This window comes from Glaciimonas soli (genome assembly GCF_009497155.1).
GTDB lineage: Bacteria > Pseudomonadota > Gammaproteobacteria > Burkholderiales > Burkholderiaceae_D > Glaciimonas > Glaciimonas soli.
On record NZ_WINI01000007.1, the window covers coordinates 166,889 to 193,078 of the forward strand.

The following is a 26,190-nucleotide window of genomic DNA, read 5'->3' on the forward strand; positions in this document are numbered from 1 at the left end:
GTATTTTCTCACATAGGGGCAACATGTCTTCACTTGCTTTTTCAATATTATTTATCGTTTTTCTCGCCATCAGCGTTTTGTTGCGCCTGTGGCTAAGCTCGCGCCAGATACGCCATGTACTACAACACAGAGGCGCTGTCCCTGCTGAATTTGCCGAAAAAATCCCCTTGGAGGCACATCAAAAAGCCGCTGATTATACGATTGCCAAGACTAAATTTGGCTTGCTGGGCTTATTTGTGAGTACCGTAGTGCTGATTGGCTTTACGTTATTAGGCGGTTTGCAGTGGCTTTCACACACAATATTTGACTGGGCCGGACCGGGCATGACCTATCAAATCGGCTTGCTGGTAGCCTTTGCCTTGATTTCTGGTCTGATCGACTTGCCGTTTGATTATTACAAACAATTCGTACTGGAAGCACGTTTTGGCTTCAACAAGATGACACCAAAACTGTTTTTTACTGACATGCTGAAAAACACCTTGCTTGGTGCCGCAATAGGCTTGCCGCTAATCTGGATTGTATTGATGCTAATGGAAAAATCCGGCGCACTGTGGTGGTTCTATGCCTGGCTGGTGTGGAGTGCTTTTCAATTATTGATGATGGTTTTATACCCTAGCGTCATTGCACCGATATTCAACAAGTTCACGCCGATGACGGATGACAGCCTGCGCGAACGCATCGAAGGTCTCATGAAGCGTGTTGGTTTTGCGTCCAAAGGCTTGTTTGTGATGGACGGCTCCAAACGTAGCGCGCATGGCAATGCGTATTTTTCCGGTTTCGGTGCAAGCAAACGCATCGTGTTTTTCGACACCTTGATCGCCCGTCTGGCACCAAATGAAATCGAAGCCGTATTAGCGCATGAACTTGGACATTTCAAACTCAAACACATTGTCAAACGTATCGTTGTGATGTTTGCGATCTCATTGGTATTTCTGGCATTGCTGGGCTATTTGAAACAACAAGTCTGGTTTTACACAGGTCTGGGTGTCAATCCGCTCTTGCTGGACAATTTATCAAATAACAATGCAATGGCCTTGATTTTGTTTATGTTGGTGCTGCCGGTGTTTACTTTCCTGTTATCGCCGCTCAACTCCATCACATCTCGTAAACATGAATTCGAAGCCGATGCTTTTGCCGCCAAACACACTAACGCCGACGATCTGATCAAGGCGCTGGTCAAACTATATGAAGACAATGCCTCTACGCTGACACCAGATCCATTGCATTCGACTTTCTATGATTCGCATCCGCCGGCAACCGCGCGTATCGCTAAATTGACAGCACAATCGGTAGCGATACATGGTTGATCATTACAAAGCGAAGCCTTCTAAAACGGCTAAAATCAACGTCGCCGCAACCATAGGCACAGTCATTGCCGCTCACGGGCGTCACTATCTGGTGCATGCCGAAGTAGATAGAAAGCTGTTAAAACTGCATTGCGTAACACGAGGCAAGAAAAGCGATGTCGCCGTCGGCGATCATGTGAATCTGAACATGACCTCCGCCAATCAGGCGGTGATCGAGTCCATAGCCGAACGGCGCAGCTTGTTGTATCGCTCCGACCAATATAAATCCAAATTATTGGCCGCCAACGTTACCCAATTATTTATCGTCGTGGCGACCGAGCCGGGGTTTACCGATGACTTGATTTCCCGCGCCTTGGTTGCGGCGGAAGCTGCTGGCATAGCTGCGCATATCATTCTCAATAAAATTGATATCGCAGATGCCCTGCCCCGCACTCGCGAACGCTTGCGGTTGTACACAAATCTGGGTTATCCAGTCCATGAAGTCTCAGCGATCGGCATGCCCGAACAGACCTGCGCAACGCTGATGCCATTGTTGATCGGCCAATCGACCATCCTGATTGGTCAATCCGGGATGGGGAAATCGTCACTGATTAATCTGATCGTGCCGGATGCGGATATCGCCACCCGAGAAATTTCGGCGGCATTGGATACTGGCAAACACACAACAACCTTTACCCGGCTTTATGAAGTTGAAAATCCGGTGGCAAGCGATCTGCCTGGAACCAGCATCATCGACTCACCAGGCTTTCAAGAGTTTGGCCTATATCAATTAAGTGAAGGTATGCTGGAACGTGCGTTCCGCGAATTTAAACCGTACCTTGGGCACTGTAAATTCTATAATTGCCATCATCTGACTGAACCCAGCTGCGCCGTTTTAGAAGCAGTACAAGAGGGCAAAATTGCGCCCATGCGACATCAGCTATATAAGCAGTTGTTGCATGAATCGTCACAGACCTTGTATTGAGGTTCAAAAGCCTTCATGAATATGGAGTTCGAAACAGGATGGGCGCGACATTTTGTGCCCATGCCAAGACTTCAGAAAAGAGCGTTATTAAGACCAGAAATACCGATGCAAGCGTAATCCAGCCACAAGCACAACAGACTGAATACCATGCAGGCACAAAATGCCTGCCGTGCCCATCCTACCCTCGCATGGCACAAGTCAAAGATATCGCGATGAAAAGATTTTTATTATTGCAATAATCTGTATTGCCCCAAGAGCTGCCTATTCTTATAAAATCCCTTATAATTGAACGGCTTACAATCATCGGCGGCAGGTCTTACTGACCGCCGTTTTCGTTTCTAAAGTCCATCTATGGCTATCAAACATTACCTGCAGTTTTCTGACTTTACTCTGGATGAATATGAATACGTGATAGCACGTACCCATCTCATCAAACGCAAATTCAAAAATTACGAACAACACTGGTCACTTCTGGATCGTACGTTGGTCATGGTGTTTGAGAAAAATTCCACTCGCACCCGCTTATCATTTGAAGCTGGTATGCATCAGCTCGGCGGTGCCGCGATATATTTAAACACTCGCGATAGCCAACTCGGCCGCGGTGAACCTGTCGAAGATGCGGGTCAAGTCATGTCACGCATGTGCGACGTCATCATGATTCGTACTTTTGGCCAAGACATTATTGAACGCTTCGCCGCCAATTCACGTGTACCAGTCATCAATGGCCTGACCAACGAGCATCATCCTTGCCAGGTATTGGCCGATGTATTTACCTTCATCGAACAGCGTGGCTCTATTGCCGGCAAAACAGTGACTTGGGTTGGTGACGCCAATAATATGTTGTATTCCTGGCTGCAAGCGGCAGAGGTATTTGGTTTCCATCTGAATGTGTCTACGCCCAAAGGTTACGATCTCGACCCAACTTTGGTGACAGCCGATAGTCGCCATTACACTTTATTCGACAGCCCTTCTGACGCCTGCCAAGGCGCGCATCTGGTAACCACTGACGTCTGGACCAGCATGGGTTATGAAGCAGAAAACAACGCACGTTTGGCGGCATTTGACGGCTGGATCGTTGATCAGGCAAAAATGGCCCGTGCCCAACCTGACGCCTTGTTCATGCATTGTCTGCCAGCACATCGTGGCGAAGAAGTTTCTGCCGAAGTCATTGACGGTCCACAATCTGTAGTCTGGGATGAAGCTGAAAACCGCTTGCATGTGCAAAAAGCATTGCTGGAATATTTGGTACTAGGCAAACTCACCTCCTAATTTTTTATCATTTGTAACACTAGAAAGCACACCATGAGCGACGTAAAAAAAGTAGTCCTCGCCTACTCCGGCGGCCTTGATACTTCAGTCATTTTGAAATGGCTGCAAGATAATTACCAATGCGAAATCGTCACCTACACCGCCGATCTGGGCCAAGGTGAAGAATTGGAACCAGCACGCCAAAAAGCGCTGAAATTTGGTATCAAGCCAGAAAATATTTTCATTGACGACGTCCGCGAAGAATTCGTTCGTGACTTCGTATTCCCGATGTTCCGCGCTAACACTGTGTACGAAGGTGAATACCTGCTCGGCACATCTATCGCACGTCCATTGATCGCTAAGCGCTTGATCGACATCGCCCGCCAAACTGGCGCTGACACAATTTCACACGGCGCCACTGGCAAAGGTAACGATCAGGTCCGTTTTGAATTGGGCGCTTATGCATTGATGCCGAACGTAAAAGTCATCGCGCCGTGGCGTGAATGGGATTTGCTGTCGCGCGAAAAATTGCTGAAATACGCAGAAGACGCTGGCATTGAAATCGACATGAAACACAAAAACGGCGGCGCTCCGTATTCTATGGATGCCAATTTGCTGCACATCAGCTTTGAAGGTCGCCATCTGGAAAACCCAAGTGCCGAAGCTGAAGAATCCATGTGGCGTTGGACCGTTAGCCCGGAAGCGGCACCGGACCAGGCTGAATATCTGGATATCGAATACGAAAAAGGCGACATCGTTGCACTGAATGGCACACGCATGTCACCTGCTACCGTGTTGGCAGAACTCAATCGCTTAGGCGGCAAGCATGGTATCGGTCGCCTGGATCTGGTCGAGAACCGTTTTGTCGGCATGAAGTCACGCGGCTGCTATGAAACCCCGGGCGGCACGATTATGCTGAAAGGCCATCGTGCTATCGAATCCATTACTTTAGATCGCGAAGTCGCGCATCTGAAGGATGATCTGATGCCACGTTACGCCGAGATGATTTACAACGGTTTCTGGTGGTCACCAGAACGTATCGCGTTGCAAACCCTGATCGATCATACTCAAGCAACCGTCAACGGCTGGGTACGCGTCAAATTGTACAAAGGCAATGTGATTGTGGTGTCTCGTGATTCCAAGACCGATTCTCTGTTTGATATGAAAATCGCCACCTTCGATGAAGATGGCGGCGCTTACAATCAAGCCGATGCTGGTGGCTTCATTAAATTGAATGCGCTACGTATGCGGATTGCTGCAAATGCACGCAACAAACGTAAATAAAAACGTCAATAAGCATTAATCTGCACCGTAACTATTAAGAACCGGCACATGCCGGTTCTTTTTTGCCAAAATTCATTAGCCATTTATGAGGTAATAAAAATGAAATCACAACTCGACCACGTATCCGTTTTAAAACAAGCCAACGTCTATTTCGACGGCAAATGCGTTTCTCACACCGTCATCACCGCCAACGGCGACAAGAAAACGTTGGGCGTCATTTTGCCGTCGTCACTGACATTCAATACCAATGCAGCTGAAGTGATGGAAATCACCAGCGGCATTTGCCGTGTTCGGTTATTGGGCCAGCAGATTTGGACTAAATACAGTGCAGGTGATCGCTTTGAAGTCGCAGCAAATTCGCGTTTTGATATTGAAGTAGTTGAAACCTTGAATTACGTTTGCCATTTCGTCTGATAGCTTGACGTAAGCCCTCAATGGCTTGCATGCGATTTGCCGACTATCGCATGCAAGCCAGGATCAACCATCTTCCCTATCCGCAGCGAAACATCATGCACATGTAAGGTTGCATCGATTTCCCACAAAACCTGCACCATCAGATTATGCTTCTCTAAGATATGGCGAAAGCGCAACATTGCTGTATCCGATGGGACTTGCTGATCACGCTTAATGCCCGCAAATGCGCGCATTACTTTAATGTCATACAAAGCATCTTCCATTGCTGGATCAGATAATTTGAACCAATGCTGCAACAAAAATATGCGCAGCATCACGGTTAACGGAAAGCTTGGGCGCCCTCCTTTTTTAGTTGGTTTTGGATAGGCAGGATCTATCTTTTCCAACAAACTATCCCACGGCACGAGCTTATCCATTGCATGCAAAAAGTCGGCGCGTCTAGAGGTATGTTTTCGCTTCGACTTTGGCCGTTCTGAAGCTTTAACTTCCATCATTTAGTTCCCTCATTTAGAAGTGACTAAATTACCTGTGCTGTATTTTATTTTTTTGCGTTTTCAACTAGAAAAGTGGCATTTTTGAAAGTTTCCAATATGGAATTCTTCTCAATATAGTCCGAGGTTTTGAAGGTAGTCAATACATATTTATATGTGATTGTATTTGCAATTTTTTATATAAAATACGTCATGTTATGAAGTGTTGGCGTTGGCCTTGTCAAAGAATGCAGCAATCAACCAGGAGAAAATTTTGTTTACGCACAAAATCTTTACCGCAACCATCCTGTTACTTTCATTACTCTTGATGGCCTCCCTCAGTCAGGCACAAGGTAATCCTAAGAACAAACCGGTAGTCTACGGTGAGCAACTTGAAGGCTTTGATTACGCCTATCCGGTTCACATCTATGCATTTGAATCGCAAGCGGAAGAAATGCATATGGCGTATATAGACTCTCCGCCAAGCAATGCGAGCAAACCTAACGGCCACACCGCAGTCTTATTGCATGGTAAAAATTTCTGTGCCGGTACCTGGGAAACCACCATCAAAGCGTTAAACGATGATGGTTACCGCGTCATCGCACCAGATCAAATCGGCTTTTGTAAATCGACCAAACCAGAACGTTATCAATACAGCCTGCATCAATTAGCTAACAACACGCGGGCTTTATTGGATAGTTTAGGAATTGGCAAAAGCATCGTAGTCGGACATTCGATGGGTGGTATGTTGGCGATACGTTATGCATTGATGTATCCAGATGCAGTAGAACGCTTAGCCTTGGTTGATCCTATCGGTTTAGAAGATTGGAAAGCGCAAGGCGTGCCCTATTCAACCATAGATCAGCTGTACGCGCGAGAATTGAAGACTTCTGCTGACAGCATTAAAAATTATCAACGTAATACGTATTACGCCGATGAGTGGAAACCTGAATTTGATCGTTGGGTACAGATGCTGGCTGGCATGTATCGTGGCCCCGGGTTACAAGCCGTCGCACGCAACTCTGCGCTGACCTATGACATGATCTACACCCAGCCGGTGTTTTATGAGTTTGAACAGTTAAAGATGCCAACCGCGCTATTTATCGGCTGGAAAGATAATACGGCGATTGGTAAAGATACGGCGCCACCGGAAGTCCGTGCACGTTTGGGAAATTACAAAGAACTGGGAAAGGCGGCCGCAGCACGTATCCCGCATGCGCAGTTAATTGAATTCGAAGATCTCGGCCACGCTCCGCAAATACAAGCGCCAGAACGATTTAATAAGGCGTTATTGAAAGCTTTGGACGAAAATTAAGCGGAAATCAAATAAAGATAGGCTCAGGTTCTAAATTCACACCGAAGCGGTGCATCACATCATCCTGCACTGCTTGTGACAACCGAACGATATCCTGACCGGTCGCCCCGCCGCGATTGACTAATACCAGAGCCTGTTTTTCATACATCCCGGCCGGACCGAGATTTTTGCCTTTCCATCCACACTGATCGATTAACCAGCCGGCTGCCAATTTAAAACGGCCATCGGGTTGAGGATAGCTAACCAATTGCGGATGCTGCGCAAACAGAGCGTCGCGCTGCATCGCTGTCACAATAGGATTTTTGAAAAAACTTCCGGCATTACCAATGACAGCAGGATCCGGTAATTTACGCGTACGAATGGCAATCACTGCCGCACTGACGTCGTTTGCGGTCGGCACTTTGATGCCTAGTGTATGTAATTCGTGCGCAACGTCGGCGTAAGCCAATACAGGCTGACTATGCTTAGGCAACGCAAAGGTCACATCCAGCACCACAACACGATCGCGCAACGCATGTTTAAACACACTGTCGCGATAGGCAAAAGCGCAGGCCGTTCGATCTAAGGTCAGGACATTGCCTGTGTTGAAATCAAACGCGGTCAAACTATGAAAACGTTCTTGCATCTCAACGCCATAAGCACCGATATTTTGTATCGGTGCAGCGCCAACATTGCCGGGTATCAGTGATAAATTTTCCAAACCTGCAAACCCTTGCGCCAACGTCCACCGCACAAAACCATGCCAATTTTCACCTGCGGCGGCGCGTACATACACGGTATCGTCATCCTCGCCGACTTTCTGCATGCCGAGATTACACATATGCAGCACCAAGCCATCAAAGTCTTGCGTCAACACTAAATTACTGCCGCCACCAAGAACCAAACGTGGCAATTTCGCCAACGCAGGCTCAGCTATAAGCTGCTGTAATTGAGAGATTGATGTCACTGAAAGATAAGCACGCGCCGTGGCATCTATACCCAAAGTATTGTAATGACGCAGTGAGAATGTGGTTTGTACCGGCAATGAGGGAATGGTGTGTGAGTGTACTGTCATAGGCTTAGAATTATAGACGTAAGTTAAGCTGGATAGCAGGGACATCGCACGCAGCAAACCGTATTAGCGCATTTTTCCGCTAAAATGCGTACGTTTATAGGACTTACGCAAAATTGTCCCTGCAACGAGTTTGCAAACCCTGCCGTACGCAGACAATACGAATGGTGTAGCAGTGAACCCTGACTACATGCAGTAGTATGCGCAACGCCGCCGGAGCAGTTTTACGTAAATCCTAGTTTATAGTCGCCACTAAGGAAGCCGTCATGCCATCATTTGATACCGTCTCAGAAGCAAATATTGTTGAAGTCAAGAATGCCGTCGAACAGGCAGGGAAAGAAATCACTACTCGCTTCGATTTTAAAGGAAGCTCTTCAAAGGTTGAGTTAAAAGAAAAAGAGCGCGAAATCATTACTTATGCCGACTCTGATTTTCAATTAGATCAGGTGCACGACGTTCTGGTCGGGCGCATGGTCAAACGCAATGTTGATGTACGTTTTCTGGATACGGGAAAAATTGAAAAAATTGGCGGCGACAAGGTCAAGCGTGTCATCAAGATCAAAAATGGTATCGAGGGTGATGATGCTAAAAAAATCGTACGCGTCGTCAAAGACAGTAAGATGAAAGTCCAGGCCAGCATACAAGGTGATGCAGTCCGTATCACTGGTGCCAAACGCGATGATTTACAAGCAGCGATGGCGATGTTACGCAAAGAAATTGCCGATTTGCCGTTGGAATTTAATAATTTCAGAGACTAATGCCTATTTTCCTCTCTTCTATTGATGGAAGAGAGGAAAAATCTGATGATTAATTGTTGGTGCTTTTCAACAAACGACGTTGTTTGACAGCTGCGGCCAAACCATCCAGCACGGCAATACTTTCTTCCCAGCTAATACATCCGTCGGTGACCGATTGTCCATAGGTCAATTCCTTACCCGGTACCAAATCCTGACGACCTGCGACCAAATGTGACTCAATCATCACACCTGTGATACGGTCGTCGCCAGCAGCAATTTGCGTTGCGATATCAGCACATACCGGGATTTGATTTTCCGGCTTTTTGGAGCTGTTTGCATGCGACGCATCAATCATCAGACGCTGCGCCAAACCATTCGCTGCGATGTCTTTGCAAGCTGCATCAACACTGGCTGCATCATAATTCGGCGTTTTTCCACCACGTAAAATGATGTGGCAATCTTCATTACCATTGGTCGACACAATCGCTGAATGGCCACCTTTAGTAACTGACAAAAAGTGATGGGGTTGCGATGCCGCCTTGATCGCATCAACGGCAATTTTGACATTGCCATCGGTGCCGTTTTTGAAACCGACCGGACATGACAATCCAGATGCGAGTTCACGATGAACTTGTGATTCAGTCGTACGCGCACCAATCGCGCCCCAACTGATCAAATCCGCAATATATTGTGGGCTGATCACATCCAGAAATTCTGTGCCGGCCGGCAGACCTAGCTGGTTGATATTTAACAATAATTCACGTGCCATCCGCAGTCCATCATTGATGCGGAAACTGTTATCCATATATGGATCGTTGATCAGGCCCTTCCAACCTACCGTAGTACGTGGTTTTTCGAAATACACCCGCATCACGATTTCCAACTCGCCTTTGAGACGATCACGTTCACCGACTAACCTATGGGCATACTCCATCGCCGCTTTGGTGTCATGAATTGAACAAGGTCCAATCACCACCATCAACCGATCATCTTGTCCGTGCAAAATGCGGTGCAGTGCAATACGTGATTGTGCGGCAGTTTCTGCCACTTTTTCAGTAGCGCCAAACTCACGGATTAAATGCGAAGGTGGCACAAGTTCTTTCATTTCTCTGATACGTAAATCGTCGGTACGTGGCATCTTTTTCTCCTGATTCAAAAGTAATTGGACATAAAAAAACCGCCTGTCCAGGCGGTTTTTAGAAATTTCGGTTTGTTCTTTAAGTCTACGAACGCTCACCGCTTTTCACCGCCTTGGGGCTGGAATAGCTAAAGAAGAAATAAAAATATGTGAACGCAAAAGACATAGTTTTCGATGAGTAGTTAAATCTGTTCACAAGATAGTGCAGCAATTCTGATTTTTTAGCAAGCTGAACCAAGTCAGATTGCTAAACAATGGCAAAAAAATATCAATTCATTACTGCTGATTAATATTTTGTAGTTTCTGGATCACGCACACTCATCGCATCTCCTGCTTTTGTGACCATATGAACATGCATGATGCCATCTTCATCATAAGGTTCGCCTATAGTCTCAAAGCCGAAGCCATTATAAAAACCCTGGAGGTGAACTTGCGCGCCGATCTGAATTACCTGACTTGGAAATAAACGCCGTATCTGCACCATCGCCTGTTCCATCAACTGCCTACCCGCGTTGACGCCGCGCAAAGTCGGAGAGGTCACGACCCGCCCGATAGATGGTTGCATAAATGCCAAACCAGGTGGAACTATCCGCGCATAAGCAGCCAACTCACCATCAGGCATGCGACCGAGCCCATGCCAGCATTGCGGATCGATACCGTCAGCATCCTGAAATGCACACGCTTGCTCCACCACAAAAACCCTTTGGCGCAAAACCATGACTTCATACAGCTGCGCGGTAGTTAAAGAGTGAAATGGCTGCCAGGACCACAACAAAGGGACTTTATTTGCGGTCATTTTTTGATCAGTTCTACTCTCTAGACTTTTACTATCCGATGCTGTCATTACAACCTCTATGCTTTTTACTTATGCGGTGCCGCCAACCGTCACACCATCGATCCGCAACGTCGGCTGACCCACGCCAACCGGCACACTTTGTCCTTCTTTACCGCAGACGCCTACACCGGGATCAAGTTGCATATCGTTGCCTATCATAGACACGCGATTCAAGACATCCGGGCCATTACCAATCAAGGTCGCACCTTTGACTGGATAAGTAACCTTGCCGTTTTCTATCATGTAGGCTTCGCTGGCGGAAAACACAAATTTCCCGTTAGTGATATCGACCTGACCGCCGCCAAAGTTGACTGCGTACAAACCATTTTTTACTGATGCCAAAATTTCTGCAGAATCTTTGTCGCCTGCCAACATATACGTATTCGTCATACGGGGCATCGGCAAATGCGCGAATGATTCACGACGCGCATTACCAGTCACCGGCATTTTCATCAAACGCGCGTTCATCGTATCTTGAATGTAACCTTTCAAAATACCATCTTCGATCAACGTCGTGCATTGTGTAGGATTACCTTCATCGTCGATATTCAATGAACCACGACGATCAGCCAAAGTGCCGTCATCCACTACTGTCACGCCTTTAGCTGCAACACGTTCGCCGATACGTCCTGAGAAGGTGCTGGAACCTTTGCGATTAAAGTCGCCTTCCAGGCCGTGACCTATTGCCTCATGCAACAAAATGCCCGGCCAGCCGTTACCCAATACCACCGTCATCGGCCCTGCCGGTGCAGGCCGCGCATCGAGATTCACCAACGCGCCGGCAACTGCCTCAGATGCATATTTTTCCAACAAAGCTTCACTGAAATAGTTATAGCTATAACGGCCGCCGCCACCGCTACTACCCGTTTCACGTCGACCATTTTGTTCAACAATCACAGTTACCGATAAGCGCACCAATGGCCGAATATCAGCCGCCATTACGCCATCGCTACGCGCCACTAACACCACATCATATTCTGCTGCCAAACCTGCCATGACTTGCACCACGCGAGGATCTTTGGCACGTGCAATGCGTTCTACGCGTTCCAGCAGTTTGACTTTTTCAGTTGCATCCAATGAGCTTAGCGGGTCGTTTGGCAAATACAGTGAGCGACCACCGCTCGCTTGCATATGACTGGCAATTTTGACTTTACCTGCGCCTTGTCGCGCGATTGTGCGAGTCGCCACTGCGGCATCGTGCAAAGCACGCTCGGAAATTTCATCCGAATATGAAAATGCCGTTTTATCGCCCGATATCGCGCGTACGCCAACGCCCTGATCAATAGAGAAACTTCCCGTCTTGACGATCCCTTCTTCTAAACTCCAGCCCTCGCTCTTAGTAAACTGAAAATACAAATCGGCGTAGTCCACTTTATGTGTAAACATCGTCGCCAATGCTTTTTGCAAACTTGTTTCATCGAGGCCGAAAGGCGTCAACAGAATGTCGCGTGCAACAGCGAGTGTGCCGATATTTGGTTCAAATGGAATCATGGTAGGGTCTTTAGAGTAAAAATGAAGGCATAAAGGAACAATTGTAATTCCATTTCTAAATCAACGGTGAGCGCGGCGGAGTTATTGCTTGCCAAGCTTGCATCTGAAATTCAAATCGACTTTTAGACCTTACTTGAATGAAATAGAACTTTCGCCTGTTTTAGCCGGACTGACCATGGTTCAGTGGTACATCATGAATCACTAAGCCGGTTTCCGACTTTGTGAAAGCTTTACCTTTAGCATTACGTATCACACGCTTGGCATCTTCATAACCTTGTTCCCAACGCCACTGCACTGAGCTTTTCGAGAAATTTACATCCTTGGTCGACATATTCCAGTCATGTCCGGCATAGCGCAGACGTACGATATGCAACGTACTGTCATCGCGTGCTCCTATCAGTTTTTTCAATGCAGGATCGGTGCTGAGTTTGGTGCGTTCTGATGCTGGTAATTTAAGTGCCATTGCTTGTACTGCACGGCGTAACTCATGCGCTTCAGCATGTTCTTCCAGATGACGCTGCGAACGCGAGGCGTAAGTGACATCCTTCTGGCGCGTCTGGACTTGCTCCAACGTGGTAGGCTCCTCTCCTTCTGCCCGCCACAAATCGACCATCAAACATACCGTGTCAACCTTCGCTCCATCATCAAGCACGACATCCAATGGCGTATTTGAATACAAGCCACCGTCCCAATACAGATCACCATCAATACGCACTGGTGCGAATCCTGGTGGTAATGCTCCGCTGGCCATGATGTGTTCTGCGCCAATAGTGCGTTGTTCCGTGTCAAAATTCTCCAGATTGCCACAAGCAACCTTCAAGGCATTGACTGTTAAGCGTGGACCTTTGCCGGAATTCAAATAGTCGAAGTCAATCAAACGGCTTAAGGTCGCTGCCAACGGAGTGGTATCGTAAAAACTGGCTTTTTCCGGATCTACCGACATTCCCAATGCAAATGGATTAAAGATTCCACGTGGTTCAAAAAATCCCGGAACCCCGCGCAAAAAAGTATCTTGCGTAGTCGTCCAGACATTGGCCTGACGCAGACGATCAGAAGCATTCATCACATCCAACATATCGCCGTGGCTAACAAGCTCCCAAAATTCCCGCAATCGTGGCACGCGGTCTTCACGCTTGTTACCCGCAATAATCGCCGCATTAATCGCGCCGATCGAGGTTCCAACCAGCCAATCGGGACTTAAATCGCTCTCATCCAAGGCCTGAAAAACGCCTGCCTGATATGCACCCAGCGCCCCGCCACCTTGCAAAACCAACACTACACGCGGTTGAGAAAAGTCATCATTGGAGTACTTTTTTGCAGAACTTGATGCCGTATTTTTTTTGGTCATGAGGAGGGAGAATTTAGGGACGAGGTTTATGTGGGCAAATATAAAAAGGGCACGCCGGTTTTTACCATTTGTGCCCCTGCATTACTTATTGCTTATTGCATGAACCATCCGTGGCTTACCACGATCGATTGACCAGTCAATGCATTCGATTCAAATCCGCCAAGGAATATCGCAGTTTGCGCGACATCGTGAGTCGTTGTGAACTCGCCATCAACTGTGTCTTTCAACATCACGTTTTTGATGACTTGGTCTTCCGTGATACCTAATTCTTTTGCCTGCTCAGGAATTTGCTTTTCTACCAATGGCGTACGCACAAAACCTGGGCAAATAACATTGGCACGAATTTTATTCTTGCCGCCTTCTTTAGCTACCACTTTTGCCAAACCAAGCAAGCCATGCTTTGCCGTGACATAAGGCGCTTTTAACGGTGAAGCTTCATGCGAGTGCACTGAACCCATATAAATAATCGAACCGCCGTTACCCTTTTTAATCATTTCGCGCATCGCAGCGCGCGTAGTCAGATAAGCGCCGTCGAGGTGAATCGCCAGCATCTTTTTCCAGTTATCAAAAGTGGAGTCAACGATAGGCGCAATAATTTGAATACCGGCATTACTGATCAATACATCGATACTGCCGTAAGCGGCAACCGTATCGGCAATCCCCTTATCAACTTGTGCTTCGTCAGTCACATTCATCGCTACGGCCATAGCTGTACCGCCTGCTGCTGTGATTTCGTTCGCCGCCGCCTGTGCTGCTTCCAGATTCAAATCGGCGATAACGACTTTCGCGCCAGCCTTGGCGTATTCAATCGCTATTTCTTTACCAATACCACTGGCTGAACCTGTGATCAGTGCTACTTTATTGTTAAGTGACATGGGTATCTCCTTTATTTGTTGTTGGCTAAATAGTCATACGCAACTGTACCGAGCGGCAAAGTCAAATCAGACAAAATATGTGTGGCGGATAATACTTCCAGCACCGGCAAACCGGCGACTGGTGCTAATGCATGCGGATGTAAATCAAGCGCGCCAGGGCCACTCCACGCACCTTTAACGACAACATCGGTCAATGAATATTGCACGATCTCGCAAATCCGCGGAGTGCCATCGACGTGCGGCATGATCTTCAATAAGAAAGCTGGTTCTTCCAGCGATTTTTTGATGACATCGTTGTCCAGTGTTTTGTGCTTGTAGCCCATCGTGCCAGTGGCTACCCGAAACTCACTGTAATCGAGTGTACCCATCAAGGTATCTTTATGCACACGCAATTCCGGATCACCTAATTTCTTCGGGAAACCCCACAGTTCACGGCCACCAGCGATCGGTGGGTGGTCGTTCAAATACATGCTGTGAACATAACCACCTTTGACACCATTCAGTGTCACCGGAATCACTTGTCCTGATTCGTAGTAATGACCAAACCCGGTCGAGTTTGGCATTTTAATGAATTCATATTTAACGATAGGCTCTACAAATTGAAGTGGTGCAGGAATGATTTTTTTCAGCGCTTCGGGATCTGTGCGGTAGGTGATGATCAGGAACTCTCTATCCACAAAACGATAGGGGCCCGGAGGATATGCGGGGTTGGTTATTGGCATCGCAAATGCGTTGCGACGAACGTCGTCTTCAGTCATAGTTTCCTCTTCATGAAATGGGTCAACACGGGTGCATTAACACTAGACCAACTCTGTACATATTGGCATCAAATCAATTTGTGCAAGTGCAGCATGAAAAATATAACACGCATAAAGATATAAGCACTATAACTTTTACAATAACAATTTAAGCAATTTCTCTGTAGATATAAAGCGATTCAAATAAGCGATGAATCAATACTAATCAACAATTGTATCGATTAGCTCACCTCTAACGGCGGGCGACTATTATCAAACCATTGCAGCGTGCCGTGCCACGCATCGTTTTCGAGATAAGTTTCGTTGAACTTATTTTTTGTATAGGCAAGGATAGTTTTACGCCAAAATATTTGCGCAGGTTTATTTAAAGGGATTTGGCCAACTTCCCACTTCCCTGGCATCTCATCAAAGATAGCGATTGCAGCCTCACGTGCGATACCACGACCGCGGTATCGCCGCATCACAAAAAATTGCGCCATCCATAGTTTATTTTCAGGCAAACAAACATCGTTGTTTACCAACGCAAAACCAACATAGTTATCATCGACAGTGAATATGAACGGAGTATGGTCAGGTTCACGCCAATAGTAGTCAAGGGTGGGATAGCCGAACAATCCATGCTCGTCCACTTCGTTTGGCCAAAACTCAGACAAATCGTGCGTATATAGCTCTAGCAAATTCCTGATAGCTACTTTCTCAGATAATTCTGCTCTACGCACAATTACATTTGCCACAAGACTCTCCTGATTGGATACCTTACAACTTCCGATGCCGTAAAGCTGGCAAACTCTCACGCACATTCTGCATGAATGCCTCGTCAATTTCGCCACACACGACACCCTCGCCTTCAGGCAATACCGCTTTAATTGTGCCCCATGGATCGATCAGCATGCTATGTCCCCAAGTACGACGACCATTCACATGCATGCCGCCTTGTGCTGATGCCAGCACATAGCATTGGTTTTCAATTGCACGCGCACGTAGCAAAATTTCCCAGTGTGCTTTGCCGGTAGTATAGGTAAACGCGGCAGGCACGACGATTAGTGTACATGGCCCCATGGCGCGATAGAGCTCGGGAAAACGCAGGTCATAACAAACCGACAGTCCCACTTTTCCGCAAGGCGCATCAAAAGTCGTGACGTTTTTTCCGACAGAAATCGTTCGCGCTTCGTCGTAAGATTCTTCGCCTTTAGTAAAACTGAAAAGATGTATTTTGTCGTATTGGCCAATCTGTTGGCCGTCAGGATCATAAGCCAAGGTGGCATTAAGAACTTTGCCCGTTTCACTTGACGCCAGCGGCAAAGTGCCACCGATTAACCAGATTTTATGTTCGCGCGCTAACTGCGCCATAAAAGTCTGAATTTGCCCCGAACCCGGTGTTTCAGCGATACCGACTTTATCGCTATCCTGCATCCCCATGATAGGCCAGTATTCAGGCAACAGCACCAATTGCGCGCCCTGCTGCACTGCTTCGCCCACCAGGCGACGTGCAGTCACGATATTTTGTTCCAGCTGCGGAGTAGCTACCATTTGGATGGCGGCCACTTTATAGTTACGACTCATGATGAAGCACTCCTAAAAACGCTGATGAGTGAAGAATGAAGAGATACTAAATAAGTTTTACGTAAACTGGGCTAGTGGCAGCATTTTGTGCTCAGAAAAGACGAAGCTGAAAAAGAAAAAAGTTAATATCTGAGATGCTCACCCGGAAAAACATGCCATTCAAATCTACACCATAAGACCCTGAGCAGAAAATGCTGCCACTAGTCCAGTTTACGTCAGACCAACTAAAGAAAAATCACCGATTCCCCAGTGAAAATTCCTCTTTAGTCGCCGACACTGCTTCAGCCGCTTTACTCTCAATTTTCTGCACTACTGGATCGCTCCAGGGACCTGTAATGTGATACTCGTAGGTAAATGCTTTCCGCAATGGTTCCCGCAAAAACAACTGTGCTAAAAAGGTACTGATACCAACCACTGGATTAATCGCGAGAACGGCTAACGAAGCGGCTCCGGCATTCACTTCCGGCAACACTACCACATGCAAATCTTGTGTTTCTTTTGCAATATCTACGCCGCCGTCCATCAACACGGTGGCTGAGACGCTGCCCATTTTAAAGTTGTCCGTGTGTAGCTTACCATCTGTAATATCAGCCGATCCCACCACCGTATCAAATGCAAATCCATCAGAAAACACATCCCGGAAATCCAGCGCTAAACGACGCGGTAACGATTGCAAACTGAGCACACCCAATAATTTCGCAGCACCAGAGTCAACCTTCAAAAACTGGCCTTTTTTCATCTCCAGATTAACTTTCCCTGACAGCGATGGAATGTCGAACGAAAACGGCAAGCCCTTCCAGTTCACATCCCCATCCATGTGGCCTTTGGTGCCTTTCAAGACATGGACAAAGCCAAACCTATCCAGTAACTTTCCACCATCAATAACGTCTAAGGTATAGGCTAAATTGGTCAGATTATGGTCATTCGCCGTAGTCCATTTCCCTGTCGCTTTGAACTCTGCATCAGGATTAGTGATTAATAGCTTGTTAATACGCCACTCCGTGCCAACACTCGCACGTACATTATCGGCGGCCAGTTCCAGCCGCCCCAGTTTTTTATCTTTCAGCTCAAAATCGTCAGCAATGATGTCTAAACTTGGAATCTGCGTCGCCGTATCTTTGCTCTCCAATAAGTCTTTGACATCGGAAGTGGCACTTTCGGGAATATGCAATGACGACAAGCGCGCAGTCACCTTGCCTAATCCCCTGCCAGAATCTGGTTCGTTCCAGGCAATGTAGCCCGATGCCTGAGTCGCATCAAGATTAACTTGCCAGGAATTTTTTTGATGGGTCGCCCCGACCACCACGTTATCCAGTTTCTTATCTAAAAGAATTAATTCATTTGCCTGAACCGCTACCACGTTGGGCGTGATCAATTGTGAAAACCCATCATTAGCTGCATTGGCAGCTGGGTTGGTCGCACCATCGCTCAGCTGCTTGTCCAACTTGTGCCATTCATCTACATTCAATGATTTTGCCTGTAAGTGTAGTGCCACGCCGCTTTCCGGTTCTGGCGCAGGAACATTGATGCCAATCCCGCCGCGCAATACCTGCCACTCTGCATTGCCCAATTTCTGGCGTTGATAATGCGCCATGATAGTGCTGCCAAGTGACAGGCGTATTTCATCGTTGATTATCGAAGGTGGATTCGGCGTTGGGTTCAGCGCTTGATTCTGCACTTGATTCTGCACTTGATACGCAGCGCCATTTGACGGTGTAGTCAGCCATTCAAATTTCAAAGGCATGCTCTCATTAGCAGCCTTGCGCAATGGTGCGGGGAAATTCAATGCCAACCCTTGCATGCTCGACTCAACTAACAATTCCTGTCGGTGATCATGAATGTTGACGGTGGCAGTGTAATTTGTACCACCACTGGCATGGCCCAACAGATGCTGCATACCTGTGTTCGTATTGTTAGCGGAATTGACAGGCTTATTAGCACTTAAATTGGCCAATAATCCCTCCACCGAAGCACTACCCGTAATTTTTATCTGACTTTGCCCGTCGGCTTGTGTGCCGCCACTGGCTTGCGCCGGGCCACCTAAAAAATTACCGGTGATGGTATTTATTGCGAAACCCTTTTCATTAAAATTCAGCACACCGTTCGCGTTCAGAATCGGCGGAATTATTTTCTGCAACACGACATCATTGTTCACAAACTGCAATTCGCCACGCACCTTGGTATCTTGTCCATGCGATAAAGGGATTTCCAGATTCAGTTTTAATTTAGCGTTGCCCTTGCCTTCAATATCGTTAGTAAAACCACCGATCCAATGTTCTACAGGGCTGTTATTTGCAAACTGTACGAAGTTTTGAAATGCTCCTGCTGCATTACCTTCTATGATCAACATCTCATCGTGCGTGAACAAGTCTGGCACCGTCACCACTACATTGCTCAACGCGACGGACGAGGTGCTGGCGCTGTCGCCTTTAATTTGCAGGTGATGCCTATCCAGCGCGAACGATCCATTTATTTTTTCCAGAACGGGCCATAAAGGCTGCTTGCCATCCTGTCCAAAATGACCCGGCTCGTATTCCAGCTTGCCATTTTCAATCTTGCCTTGCACGGTGAATTCACCGTTGATTTTATTGGCTGCGTTATTCGCCGCCGTTGTATTTCCCGTGGTTCCTGCTGCAGTCCCTGCACTAAATGGGAAATGTGCCAAATCCCCTTTCAGCCTGATCGTGACATCGTGCGCCTGACCGCCCTGAATTGCGCCAACCAGCCAATCATGCAAAGGCACTGGCGTATGCAATGGCAAATAGGCATCGAGTTTTTTCAAATCGAAAGCATCGAGCTTACCCGTCATATCCATGACACCCGCAGCAGCTATATGGCCATCTTTTAGCGGAAAAGCGTAACTACCGGCGAGAGAGCCGGTAGCACCATCTTGAACAAACTCAATGTTGTCGATTTTTAGCAAAATATTCTTCTGCGCTTCGACATCCGTAACATCCCACTTGGTTTGCATCTTCAAAACAGAAAATGGCACGACGGGTTGCGCCAAACTGCCCGGCAATATCAGGGTCATATTCTCTGATGCCAAATCCAGACTGCCGCCCTTTTCAGTGACGTTGATGCTGCCCGATAGATTTTGCACCCCCGGTATCCCTGGCGCAGCCGGAGAGTTTGCCTGAGGAGTTGCCTGCTTCGCTTGTGCGTTGATGCTTAAGCCTTGAAATTGACCTTGCACCTGATAGGCTGTAATTGCTGGATAAGCACCCTGCCACTCCGCAGAAAAATTCTGCAACTGCCCTCGAGGTGCAAGATTAGTCAGCATCTGCAGCTGCGCCGCAGTCAATGGCAGGCTTTGCGCAAATGTCGCCATGTTTTGCAAATCAAGCTGGCTGGCACTTGCGGTAAATTTTTCTGGTTGTTTTCCCTGAGCAGGCAAGTACGACGTTTGCAGCGTAGTGGGTGGCAAAGTCAAACCAGCGTCGGTTTTTAAAGTGAAATTAGTTAGCCCGATGCTGTAGCCATTCCGGCCAAACGCCAGCTTGCCATCGCCCGGCACGCTTTGCTCCGACTCTGCTTTTTTAAGCAATTTTCCGGTTAAAGCCACTTGCCATTCCGGCCCCAGATTCTCGCTGGCAGAAATACGTCCACCGACTTGCATCAGTTCCAGTGGCGCTAAATCCTGACGCAGACGTGTCGACAAATTCGACAGCCGCAAATCCGCCGTCAAATTGCTGACCTTGGCGGCATTGACATCCAGCCAGGCGCGTACTGAACCACTCCCCTGATTAATTTCTATCGGATAATCAATATATGGTTTCCATGCCATTAATTCCGCATCGCGCAGGTCAGCATATAAGGTTCCCTTCCAGCGACTCACATCAGCGATATTCTTGGCAAACACTGGATGCACAAACTTTCCTCGTACATCTATAGGTGCAGAGAATGAGGAAGGCGGTGTTGCTTGCAACGTGAAGCGATGGCTGCGCCAACCATTGCGCAATTCCAGATTAACGTCGCTCAACGTCAATTCCGGTGCCTGACGCAATTGGTCATTCCATCGGACATTCCCTTTGCGAATCACAATCTGTTGTTGCGACAATATCCAATTGACTCCTTCACCACGCTGATCAGCCGGATTATTGACCCAGATACCCGCGACAAAAAGATGACCTTGCGCATCGCGTGATATCTGCAGATCCGGCTTTTCTATTTCCAGCGAAGCCAGATGGGCTTTGCCTAGCATTAGCGAACGCCAAGACACGATTGCAGCAACTTGCTGCAATCGCAATGTGGGTTGATTCTGCTTGTCACGAATCAATACATCGCCCAGCCTCAAACTCGGTTGCAAGCCATGCCAGGATGCTGAAATAGTGCCAATAGAAACCGGATTTCCCAACGCTTTGCTGGCAAGTTGCTCGACGTCCGCTTTGTAATGATCAATGTTAGGCAAAATGCCATAACGCAGCGTCAGGAACAAAGCACAAAACAAAAAATATAACACCAGCAAGGTTTTTAAAACAAAACCTACTAAATGATGCGTGATCAGGTTAACGTGACGATAGGTATGACGGCAGCCCGCAGACAAGGCTCGCCAACAGTATGAAAGCCGACTAAAACTAGAGGAAATATTTTTTTGTTCTGCCGACATTAATCAGGATGCAAGTGAAATTTAAAATAAGAGGTAAAAACAACGACGGGGAATATACTAAAAACAGAACTGCCAGGGCCGTTTTAAAACCACATTGTCTCAGTCTTGAGGAGATATCGAGGTAAAATAAATCGCGTTGTTTATTTTGTATGATATTTTACCTTGCACATTATTTATTTACACTCAAAACTGTGACCCCTTCTCTCATAAGCAGTTCCGCCGCGTCCCATTACTATACGCATTGGGTTAACGCTGAAAACCATCGTGCAGAGAAAATTGCTGTACTTGCACAATTATCCTTGACCCATGCACCGTTCGCGCAGTTGTTACAATCTGAAACAGATTCTGGCATGCCTTTGCCCCGTGCTATGCGGCGCCTGCGCAACCTGATTGTTTGCACGTTAATTGAGCGCGATCTCAAGGGGCAAGCTGATCTGGAAGAAGTGGTTGCAACCATGACCGCTTTCGCCGATTTCGCCGTCCAAACCCATTTGGCCGCATTGATGTCCGACATGGTGGCGTTGCATGGCACACCTATAGGGGAAGAGTCCGGCCAGCCGCAAGAGTTAATCGTTTTGGGCATGGGCAAACTGGGTGGCGGTGAGTTAAATGTATCTTCTGATATTGATTTGATATTTGTCTACGCTGAAGAAGGCGACACCCAAACCAGCAATGCCGGGCAACGCGCATTATCGAATCACGAATTCTTTATTCGCCTGGGCAAAAAACTGATTGCGGCCATTTCAGAGATCACTGAAGACGGCTTCACTTTCCGTGTCGATATGGCATTGCGCCCCAACGGCGCATCCGGGCCACTGGTTGCCAACATGAACATGGTCGAGAATTATTTAGTCACCCAAGGCCGTGAATGGGAACGTTACGCCTGGTGTAAAGCCCGCGCCATGACCGGGCGGACGGAAGATATCGCACTGCTGGAAAATATTTGCCGCCCGTTTGTATTTCGGCGCTACCTGGATTTTGGTTCAATTGATGCGATGCGCTCCATGCATGCGCAAATTCGCGCTGAAGTGACACGCCAGGAAGCGCTGCACCCAGATCGAAATAACAACGTCAAGCTGGGACGTGGCGGGATTCGTGAAATCGAATTCCTCGCGCAAGTATTTCAACTAATACGCGGCGGCCGCGACCATGATTTACGTGACCGCTCCACCCGTAAAACGCTGCGCACCCTGGCAGAAAAAAATCTGCTCACTGCTGATGTTGTCGCACAGCTACTTGAGGCCTATGATTTTTTACGCAATCTGGAACATAGATTGCAATATCTCAATGATGCTCAAACCCATACCCTGCCAAGCATAGAAGCAGAACGTTTGATTATTGCTCAAGCTATGGGATATCAAGATGTCGCCACTTTATTGGACGAGCTGGAAAAGCGGCGCGTGTTAGTCGCAACGCAATTCGATGCCATTTTCAGTGACAAACAAGAGAAATCAGAAAATCCACATAGCACCGGCAGTGATACAGACAAAAAAGAAACGCAGATCATCTTAAGCGATACCGATCCGTTGGAAATTATTACCGGCAGATTGACCATCTTGGGCTTCAGTGAAGCAGAAGATAGCGCGCGACGCCTGCACAGCACCTGGAATTCATCGCGAATACAAAGTCTGCCGGAAATCAGCCGCAGCCGCTTTGCCACATTAATCAATGTCGCGTTACCCATCATCGGCAAACTGAGCGAAGTCAATGCCAACAGCCAATTTGCATCGCAATTAACGACATTGGGACGTTTGCTCGATTTTCTGGAAACCATCGCCCGTCGTGCAGCCTATCTGGCATTACTGGCAGAATATCCGCATACTTTATTGCGCGTGATTCGCATGATAGGTGCCAGCGACTGGGCCGCAAAATTTTTGACACATCATCCTATTTTGCTGGATGAGTTATTAGATAGTCGAACGCTCAATGCAGCGCCTGACTGGCCGACTTTTACACAAGATTGCCAACGCCAGCTCGACAGCGTCGCGGGTGATACGGAACGTCAACTGGATGTCTTGCGCGAATGCCATCATGCACAATTATTCCGCTTGCTGGCACAAGATCTGGAAGGGAAATTGAGCGTTGAAACACTGGCTGACTATCTCTCCATTTTGGCCGATATACTGGTATCCATCACCATTCCTGCGGTCTGGCATACGATCAATAACCGTCATCGTGAAATACCGCACTTTGCCGTCATCGCTTACGGCAAACTTGGTGGAAAAGAACTCAGTTATGCCTCCGATCTGGATATCGTATTCCTCTACGACGATGATGATCAAGAAGCCCCGGGACTCTACTCAAAACTGGCGCAACGCTTTATCACCTGGATGACCAGCCATACGCCTGCCGGGATTTTATTTGACATTGACATTGCGCTGCGCCCGGATGGTGCCAGTGGTTTGCTGGTCTCATCGTTTGCCACGTTTGAGAAATACCAACGCAATTCCGCCTGGCTGTGGGAGCATCAGGCGTTGACACGTGCCCGTTTCTGCGCGGGTGATGCGCAGATCGGCGAACGTTTTGAAGCACTACGCGAAGACGTGTTACGGCAAGTACGTGACCCGGAAAAATTGCAAAAAGAAGTAATGGACATGCGGCAGAAAATGCGCGACGCCAATCCGAATCGTAGTGACTTGTTTGATCTGAAGCATGATGCCGGCGGCATGATAGATATTGAATTTCTCGTGCAATTTCTAATCTTGCGTTACGCGGCAACCCATCCACAATTGACCGCCGACATCGGCAATATCGCTTTGCTCAAACTGTGTGGGGATCTCGGATTGATCGACGCTGCGCTGGCAGGCGAAGTGGCGAATGCCTATCGCCACTTCCGCAAATTACAACATCAGCGCCGTCTGCAAGGGGACGAACGGGCACGGGTTGCATCGGAATTGGTGGCAGCTGAAACGGTGACCGTAAAGCGTTTGCTCGATACCGTATTTGGCTGATCACGCGCCTCTTATTTTGGGCGCGAAGAGTAAAACTCGGTCGCGTCCAAAACCGTCACAAAAAAACAGTTATTTAACGTCCTGATACTTCAACACAGGACGTTCATTCAATGGCTGTTGATCACGGGCATTATGCGCATAAGATTTTGTGAAGTCTGCAATATCTTTTGCCGATAACTGCGCAGGTTTAGCCAAGATATACCACTCCACATTTTCAGTCAGTGGCGGCGTCGTCAACGAACCGTCATAGTGATAGTAGGTGCTGGTTGACCTTGGCAACAATGATTCAGCAGTAAAATTCGCTAAAGGTACGGTTTTGTCACGCTGAGCCGCGTTAGCAATTGCATCAAACTGCGCATTTTCAGCGCCTTCTTCATAAAACACTGCAATCACTGCCAAACGACCATCTTCAGCTTTAAATACGAAGTGCCCTTCAAGTGGGTAACGCTTGCCATCGACCGTATGTTCTGCCGGTGCGTGCCAATGGGCTTGCTGCAACGTAAAGTGACGGCCACGAATAGTTGCCGTACTATTTTTTGGTATGACTTGGATGGTATGTCCATTGTCGATTACATCAGCACTGCCAGATGCAATGTGCAGTTTGATTGCATCGTTTTCATCTGCAGTGCGTTCTGCCAATTTCAAATCTTTGGTGACGATTGCTATCGGCGATTGCGATTCACCTGACTCAATACGCCATGCCTTTTGATCAGCGTAATCAAAGCCATGCGCATGAGCAGGTACGTCCGCCACCGCCGCTGGAGTAGAAACTGCCGTAGTTTGCGCAATGCCCATAGTCGGCAAACAGGAGACTAAAACGAGAGAGGCTGCGATACGCAAGCCCAGATCCGAGAAGGTGATTGTTTTCATGATGGTTTGTAGTATGGATGGCTTAGGGTTGATATAAAAAGCAACTTGCACAATCGGCAATAACGTTTTTCTTTTTGCAATTATATTATGATGATAAAAACAATTAAATATCAATGACACAATAAAGCCAACACCAAAATCAACATCTCAAACAAGCATCAAAAAATTACCCGATTATCAGTTTCTCTGCCGACATTTTTATCAACATCGACAATCGCTTGCACTGGCCCCTCAGACGGAAACAACCAATCAAACACCACGGCCGCGCAGCTCGCACCCATGACTTGGGCAACAATAAAACCGATTACATCGACTGGCCGAATACCCGTAAACGTATTGCTCATCGCCCGCGCTATGGTCGCCGCCGGATTGGCAAATGACGATGAGGAAGTAAACCAGCATGCTGCCACGATATAAGCGGCGACAGCAAAAGGAGTTACCGAAGAACGACGACGCGAACAGCCGATAATCACCGCGATCAACCCAAACGTCGCCACAAATTCACTCCACAATTGCGGCCAATCAGATTTGACTTGCGTTGCCGCAGAAAAAACCGGCAAGCCAAACATCACATCAACGGCAGCCACGCCAGCGCAAGCACCTATCACCTGCACTGCCAAATAAGAAGGCACTTCACGCCATGCCATTTTCCCTTGCCATGCCTCCAGCAAAGTCACAACGGGATTGAAATGTGCGCCAGAAATTGGTGAAAAAGTGAGTATCAAGGTCATCAAAGCCAAGCCAGTGACCACGGTATTGGCAAGTAAAGCAACACCTTCATTGCTGCCGGACAGACGCGTGGCCATGATGCCGGAACCGACGATAGCCGCAAGCAAAAAAGCCGTGCCGAGCGCTTCGGCAACTAAACGACGAGACAAAGTCATAGTGGATATTAAGATTAGGCAACTCTGATAAGTCTTGAATGTGGCCCCGTACCCGCTTACGAGAGAGGGGGGAAACGCGCC

The 26,190-nt window shown here is 47.6% G+C and carries 21 protein-coding genes; 8 read left to right on the top strand and 13 right to left on the bottom strand.

The window, feature by feature from the left end:
* The first annotated feature begins 23 nt into the window (after window positions 1-23).
* From GEV47_RS13010 to ppnP, 5 genes are all read left to right on the top strand, one after another.
* Window positions 24-1,307 (top strand): M48 family metallopeptidase, encoded by a 1,284-nt coding sequence (locus GEV47_RS13010; RefSeq protein WP_153235194.1) that lies wholly within the window; start codon window positions 24-26, stop codon window positions 1,305-1,307.
* The gene (gene rsgA / locus GEV47_RS13015; RefSeq protein WP_153235195.1) at window positions 1,300-2,271 is read left to right on the top strand and encodes a ribosome small subunit-dependent GTPase A; all 972 of its coding nucleotides are present in this window, start codon (window positions 1,300-1,302) and stop codon (window positions 2,269-2,271) included. The genes GEV47_RS13010 and rsgA overlap by 8 nt, the downstream gene beginning before the upstream one ends.
* Window positions 2,272-2,622: 351 nt before the next feature.
* Window positions 2,623-3,540, top strand: a complete 918-nt coding sequence (gene argF, locus GEV47_RS13020) for an ornithine carbamoyltransferase (RefSeq protein WP_153235196.1) — start codon at window positions 2,623-2,625, stop codon at window positions 3,538-3,540.
* Window positions 3,541-3,573: 33 nt separating this feature from the next.
* Window positions 3,574-4,803, top strand: coding sequence for an argininosuccinate synthase (locus tag GEV47_RS13025; RefSeq protein WP_153235197.1), 1,230 nt, complete (start codon window positions 3,574-3,576; stop codon window positions 4,801-4,803).
* Between the two features lie 99 nt (window positions 4,804-4,902).
* Window positions 4,903-5,217: a pyrimidine/purine nucleoside phosphorylase gene (gene ppnP, locus GEV47_RS13030; protein ID WP_153235198.1), complete on the top strand. Its 315-nt coding sequence runs from the start codon at window positions 4,903-4,905 to the stop codon at window positions 5,215-5,217.
* Window positions 5,218-5,234: 17 nt separating this feature from the next.
* Here ppnP and GEV47_RS13035 read toward each other — a convergent pair whose 3' ends face one another.
* A complete protein-coding gene (locus GEV47_RS13035) occupies window positions 5,235-5,711 on the bottom strand; it encodes a transposase (protein WP_153235199.1) in 477 nt (158 codons plus the stop codon).
* Between the two features lie 304 nt (window positions 5,712-6,015).
* Here GEV47_RS13035 and GEV47_RS13040 point away from each other — a divergent pair, with 304 nt between their 5' ends.
* The gene (locus GEV47_RS13040; RefSeq protein ID WP_153235644.1) at window positions 6,016-7,002 is read left to right on the top strand and encodes an alpha/beta fold hydrolase; all 987 of its coding nucleotides are present in this window, start codon (window positions 6,016-6,018) and stop codon (window positions 7,000-7,002) included.
* A gap of 7 nt (window positions 7,003-7,009) precedes the next feature.
* On the opposite strand, the gene murB is transcribed toward GEV47_RS13040, so the two are convergent.
* Entirely contained in the window at window positions 7,010-8,056 is a 1,047-nt protein-coding gene (gene murB, locus GEV47_RS13045; protein WP_153235200.1) for a UDP-N-acetylmuramate dehydrogenase, read from the bottom strand.
* Between the two features lie 263 nt (window positions 8,057-8,319).
* Between murB and GEV47_RS13050 the strand changes: the two genes are divergently transcribed.
* Window positions 8,320-8,811: a YajQ family cyclic di-GMP-binding protein gene (locus tag GEV47_RS13050; protein WP_153235201.1), complete on the top strand. Its 492-nt coding sequence runs from the start codon at window positions 8,320-8,322 to the stop codon at window positions 8,809-8,811.
* A gap of 49 nt (window positions 8,812-8,860) precedes the next feature.
* Here GEV47_RS13050 and aroG read toward each other — a convergent pair whose 3' ends face one another.
* From aroG to GEV47_RS13095, 9 genes are all read right to left on the bottom strand, one after another.
* The gene (aroG, locus tag GEV47_RS13055) at window positions 8,861-9,928 is read right to left on the bottom strand and encodes a 3-deoxy-7-phosphoheptulonate synthase AroG (protein ID WP_153235202.1); all 1,068 of its coding nucleotides are present in this window, start codon (window positions 9,926-9,928) and stop codon (window positions 8,861-8,863) included.
* A 286-nt stretch (window positions 9,929-10,214) separates the two neighbouring features.
* On the bottom strand, window positions 10,215-10,724 hold the full coding sequence (locus GEV47_RS13060) for a GNAT family N-acetyltransferase (protein WP_153235203.1): 510 nt from the start codon (window positions 10,722-10,724) through the stop codon (window positions 10,215-10,217).
* A gap of 69 nt (window positions 10,725-10,793) precedes the next feature.
* Window positions 10,794-12,254, bottom strand: coding sequence for a metalloprotease TldD (gene tldD / locus GEV47_RS13065; protein ID WP_153235204.1), 1,461 nt, complete (start codon window positions 12,252-12,254; stop codon window positions 10,794-10,796).
* A gap of 160 nt (window positions 12,255-12,414) precedes the next feature.
* Window positions 12,415-13,602, bottom strand: coding sequence for a patatin-like phospholipase family protein (locus tag GEV47_RS13070; RefSeq protein WP_153235205.1), 1,188 nt, complete (start codon window positions 13,600-13,602; stop codon window positions 12,415-12,417).
* Between the two features lie 92 nt (window positions 13,603-13,694).
* Window positions 13,695-14,477: a 3-hydroxybutyrate dehydrogenase gene (locus GEV47_RS13075; protein ID WP_153235206.1), complete on the bottom strand. Its 783-nt coding sequence runs from the start codon at window positions 14,475-14,477 to the stop codon at window positions 13,695-13,697.
* A gap of 11 nt (window positions 14,478-14,488) precedes the next feature.
* The gene (locus tag GEV47_RS13080; RefSeq protein WP_153235207.1) at window positions 14,489-15,235 is read right to left on the bottom strand and encodes an acetoacetate decarboxylase; all 747 of its coding nucleotides are present in this window, start codon (window positions 15,233-15,235) and stop codon (window positions 14,489-14,491) included.
* Between the two features lie 221 nt (window positions 15,236-15,456).
* On the bottom strand, window positions 15,457-15,969 hold the full coding sequence (locus GEV47_RS13085; protein ID WP_194270663.1) for a GNAT family N-acetyltransferase: 513 nt from the start codon (window positions 15,967-15,969) through the stop codon (window positions 15,457-15,459).
* A 22-nt stretch (window positions 15,970-15,991) separates the two neighbouring features.
* A complete protein-coding gene (locus GEV47_RS13090) occupies window positions 15,992-16,798 on the bottom strand; it encodes a carbon-nitrogen hydrolase family protein (RefSeq protein ID WP_153235209.1) in 807 nt (268 codons plus the stop codon).
* A gap of 235 nt (window positions 16,799-17,033) precedes the next feature.
* Window positions 17,034-21,404: a YhdP family protein gene (locus GEV47_RS13095; protein ID WP_153235210.1), complete on the bottom strand. Its 4,371-nt coding sequence runs from the start codon at window positions 21,402-21,404 to the stop codon at window positions 17,034-17,036.
* Between the two features lie 149 nt (window positions 21,405-21,553).
* On the opposite strand from GEV47_RS13095, the gene glnE reads away from it, so the two are divergent.
* The gene (gene glnE / locus GEV47_RS13100; RefSeq protein WP_153235211.1) at window positions 21,554-24,355 is read left to right on the top strand and encodes a bifunctional [glutamate--ammonia ligase]-adenylyl-L-tyrosine phosphorylase/[glutamate--ammonia-ligase] adenylyltransferase; all 2,802 of its coding nucleotides are present in this window, start codon (window positions 21,554-21,556) and stop codon (window positions 24,353-24,355) included.
* Window positions 24,356-24,424: 69 nt separating this feature from the next.
* Here the strand turns inward: glnE and GEV47_RS13105 are convergent, their stop codons facing one another.
* Both GEV47_RS13105 and GEV47_RS13110 read right to left on the bottom strand, forming a co-directional pair.
* Window positions 24,425-25,225, bottom strand: a complete 801-nt coding sequence (locus tag GEV47_RS13105) for a carbonic anhydrase (protein ID WP_228124702.1) — start codon at window positions 25,223-25,225, stop codon at window positions 24,425-24,427.
* Window positions 25,226-25,383: 158 nt separating this feature from the next.
* Entirely contained in the window at window positions 25,384-26,109 is a 726-nt protein-coding gene (locus GEV47_RS13110; RefSeq protein WP_153235212.1) for an MIP/aquaporin family protein, read from the bottom strand.
* Between the last annotated feature and the right edge of the window lie 81 nt (window positions 26,110-26,190).

What these genes read in the sequence shown, in the direction of transcription:
- GEV47_RS13040 (WP_153235644.1), top strand. Translation starts at nt 6,016, where the DNA reads ATGGCCTCCCTCAGTCAGGCACAAGGTAATCCTAAGAACAAACCGGTA.
- glnE (WP_153235211.1), top strand. Translation starts at nt 21,554, where the DNA reads ATGATATTTTACCTTGCACATTATTTATTTACACTCAAAACTGTGACC.
- GEV47_RS13080 (WP_153235207.1), bottom strand. Translation starts at nt 15,235, where the DNA reads ATGACTGAAGACGACGTTCGTCGCAACGCATTTGCGATGCCAATAACC.
- GEV47_RS13025 (WP_153235197.1), top strand. Translation starts at nt 3,574, where the DNA reads ATGAGCGACGTAAAAAAAGTAGTCCTCGCCTACTCCGGCGGCCTTGAT.
- GEV47_RS13075 (WP_153235206.1), bottom strand. Translation starts at nt 14,477, where the DNA reads ATGTCACTTAACAATAAAGTAGCACTGATCACAGGTTCAGCCAGTGGT.
- murB (WP_153235200.1), bottom strand. Translation starts at nt 8,056, where the DNA reads ATGACAGTACACTCACACACCATTCCCTCATTGCCGGTACAAACCACA.
- GEV47_RS13105 (WP_228124702.1), bottom strand. Translation starts at nt 25,225, where the DNA reads ATGAAAACAATCACCTTCTCGGATCTGGGCTTGCGTATCGCAGCCTCT.
- GEV47_RS13060 (WP_153235203.1), bottom strand. Translation starts at nt 10,724, where the DNA reads ATGACCGCAAATAAAGTCCCTTTGTTGTGGTCCTGGCAGCCATTTCAC.
- GEV47_RS13070 (WP_153235205.1), bottom strand. Translation starts at nt 13,602, where the DNA reads ATGACCAAAAAAAATACGGCATCAAGTTCTGCAAAAAAGTACTCCAAT.
- argF (WP_153235196.1), top strand. Translation starts at nt 2,623, where the DNA reads ATGGCTATCAAACATTACCTGCAGTTTTCTGACTTTACTCTGGATGAA.
- aroG (WP_153235202.1), bottom strand. Translation starts at nt 9,928, where the DNA reads ATGCCACGTACCGACGATTTACGTATCAGAGAAATGAAAGAACTTGTG.
- tldD (WP_153235204.1), bottom strand. Translation starts at nt 12,254, where the DNA reads ATGATTCCATTTGAACCAAATATCGGCACACTCGCTGTTGCACGCGAC.
- GEV47_RS13110 (WP_153235212.1), bottom strand. Translation starts at nt 26,109, where the DNA reads ATGACTTTGTCTCGTCGTTTAGTTGCCGAAGCGCTCGGCACGGCTTTT.
- GEV47_RS13090 (WP_153235209.1), bottom strand. Translation starts at nt 16,798, where the DNA reads ATGAGTCGTAACTATAAAGTGGCCGCCATCCAAATGGTAGCTACTCCG.
- GEV47_RS13010 (WP_153235194.1), top strand. Translation starts at nt 24, where the DNA reads ATGTCTTCACTTGCTTTTTCAATATTATTTATCGTTTTTCTCGCCATC.
- GEV47_RS13050 (WP_153235201.1), top strand. Translation starts at nt 8,320, where the DNA reads ATGCCATCATTTGATACCGTCTCAGAAGCAAATATTGTTGAAGTCAAG.
- ppnP (WP_153235198.1), top strand. Translation starts at nt 4,903, where the DNA reads ATGAAATCACAACTCGACCACGTATCCGTTTTAAAACAAGCCAACGTC.
- GEV47_RS13035 (WP_153235199.1), bottom strand. Translation starts at nt 5,711, where the DNA reads ATGATGGAAGTTAAAGCTTCAGAACGGCCAAAGTCGAAGCGAAAACAT.
- GEV47_RS13095 (WP_153235210.1), bottom strand. Translation starts at nt 21,404, where the DNA reads ATGTCGGCAGAACAAAAAAATATTTCCTCTAGTTTTAGTCGGCTTTCA.
- rsgA (WP_153235195.1), top strand. Translation starts at nt 1,300, where the DNA reads ATGGTTGATCATTACAAAGCGAAGCCTTCTAAAACGGCTAAAATCAAC.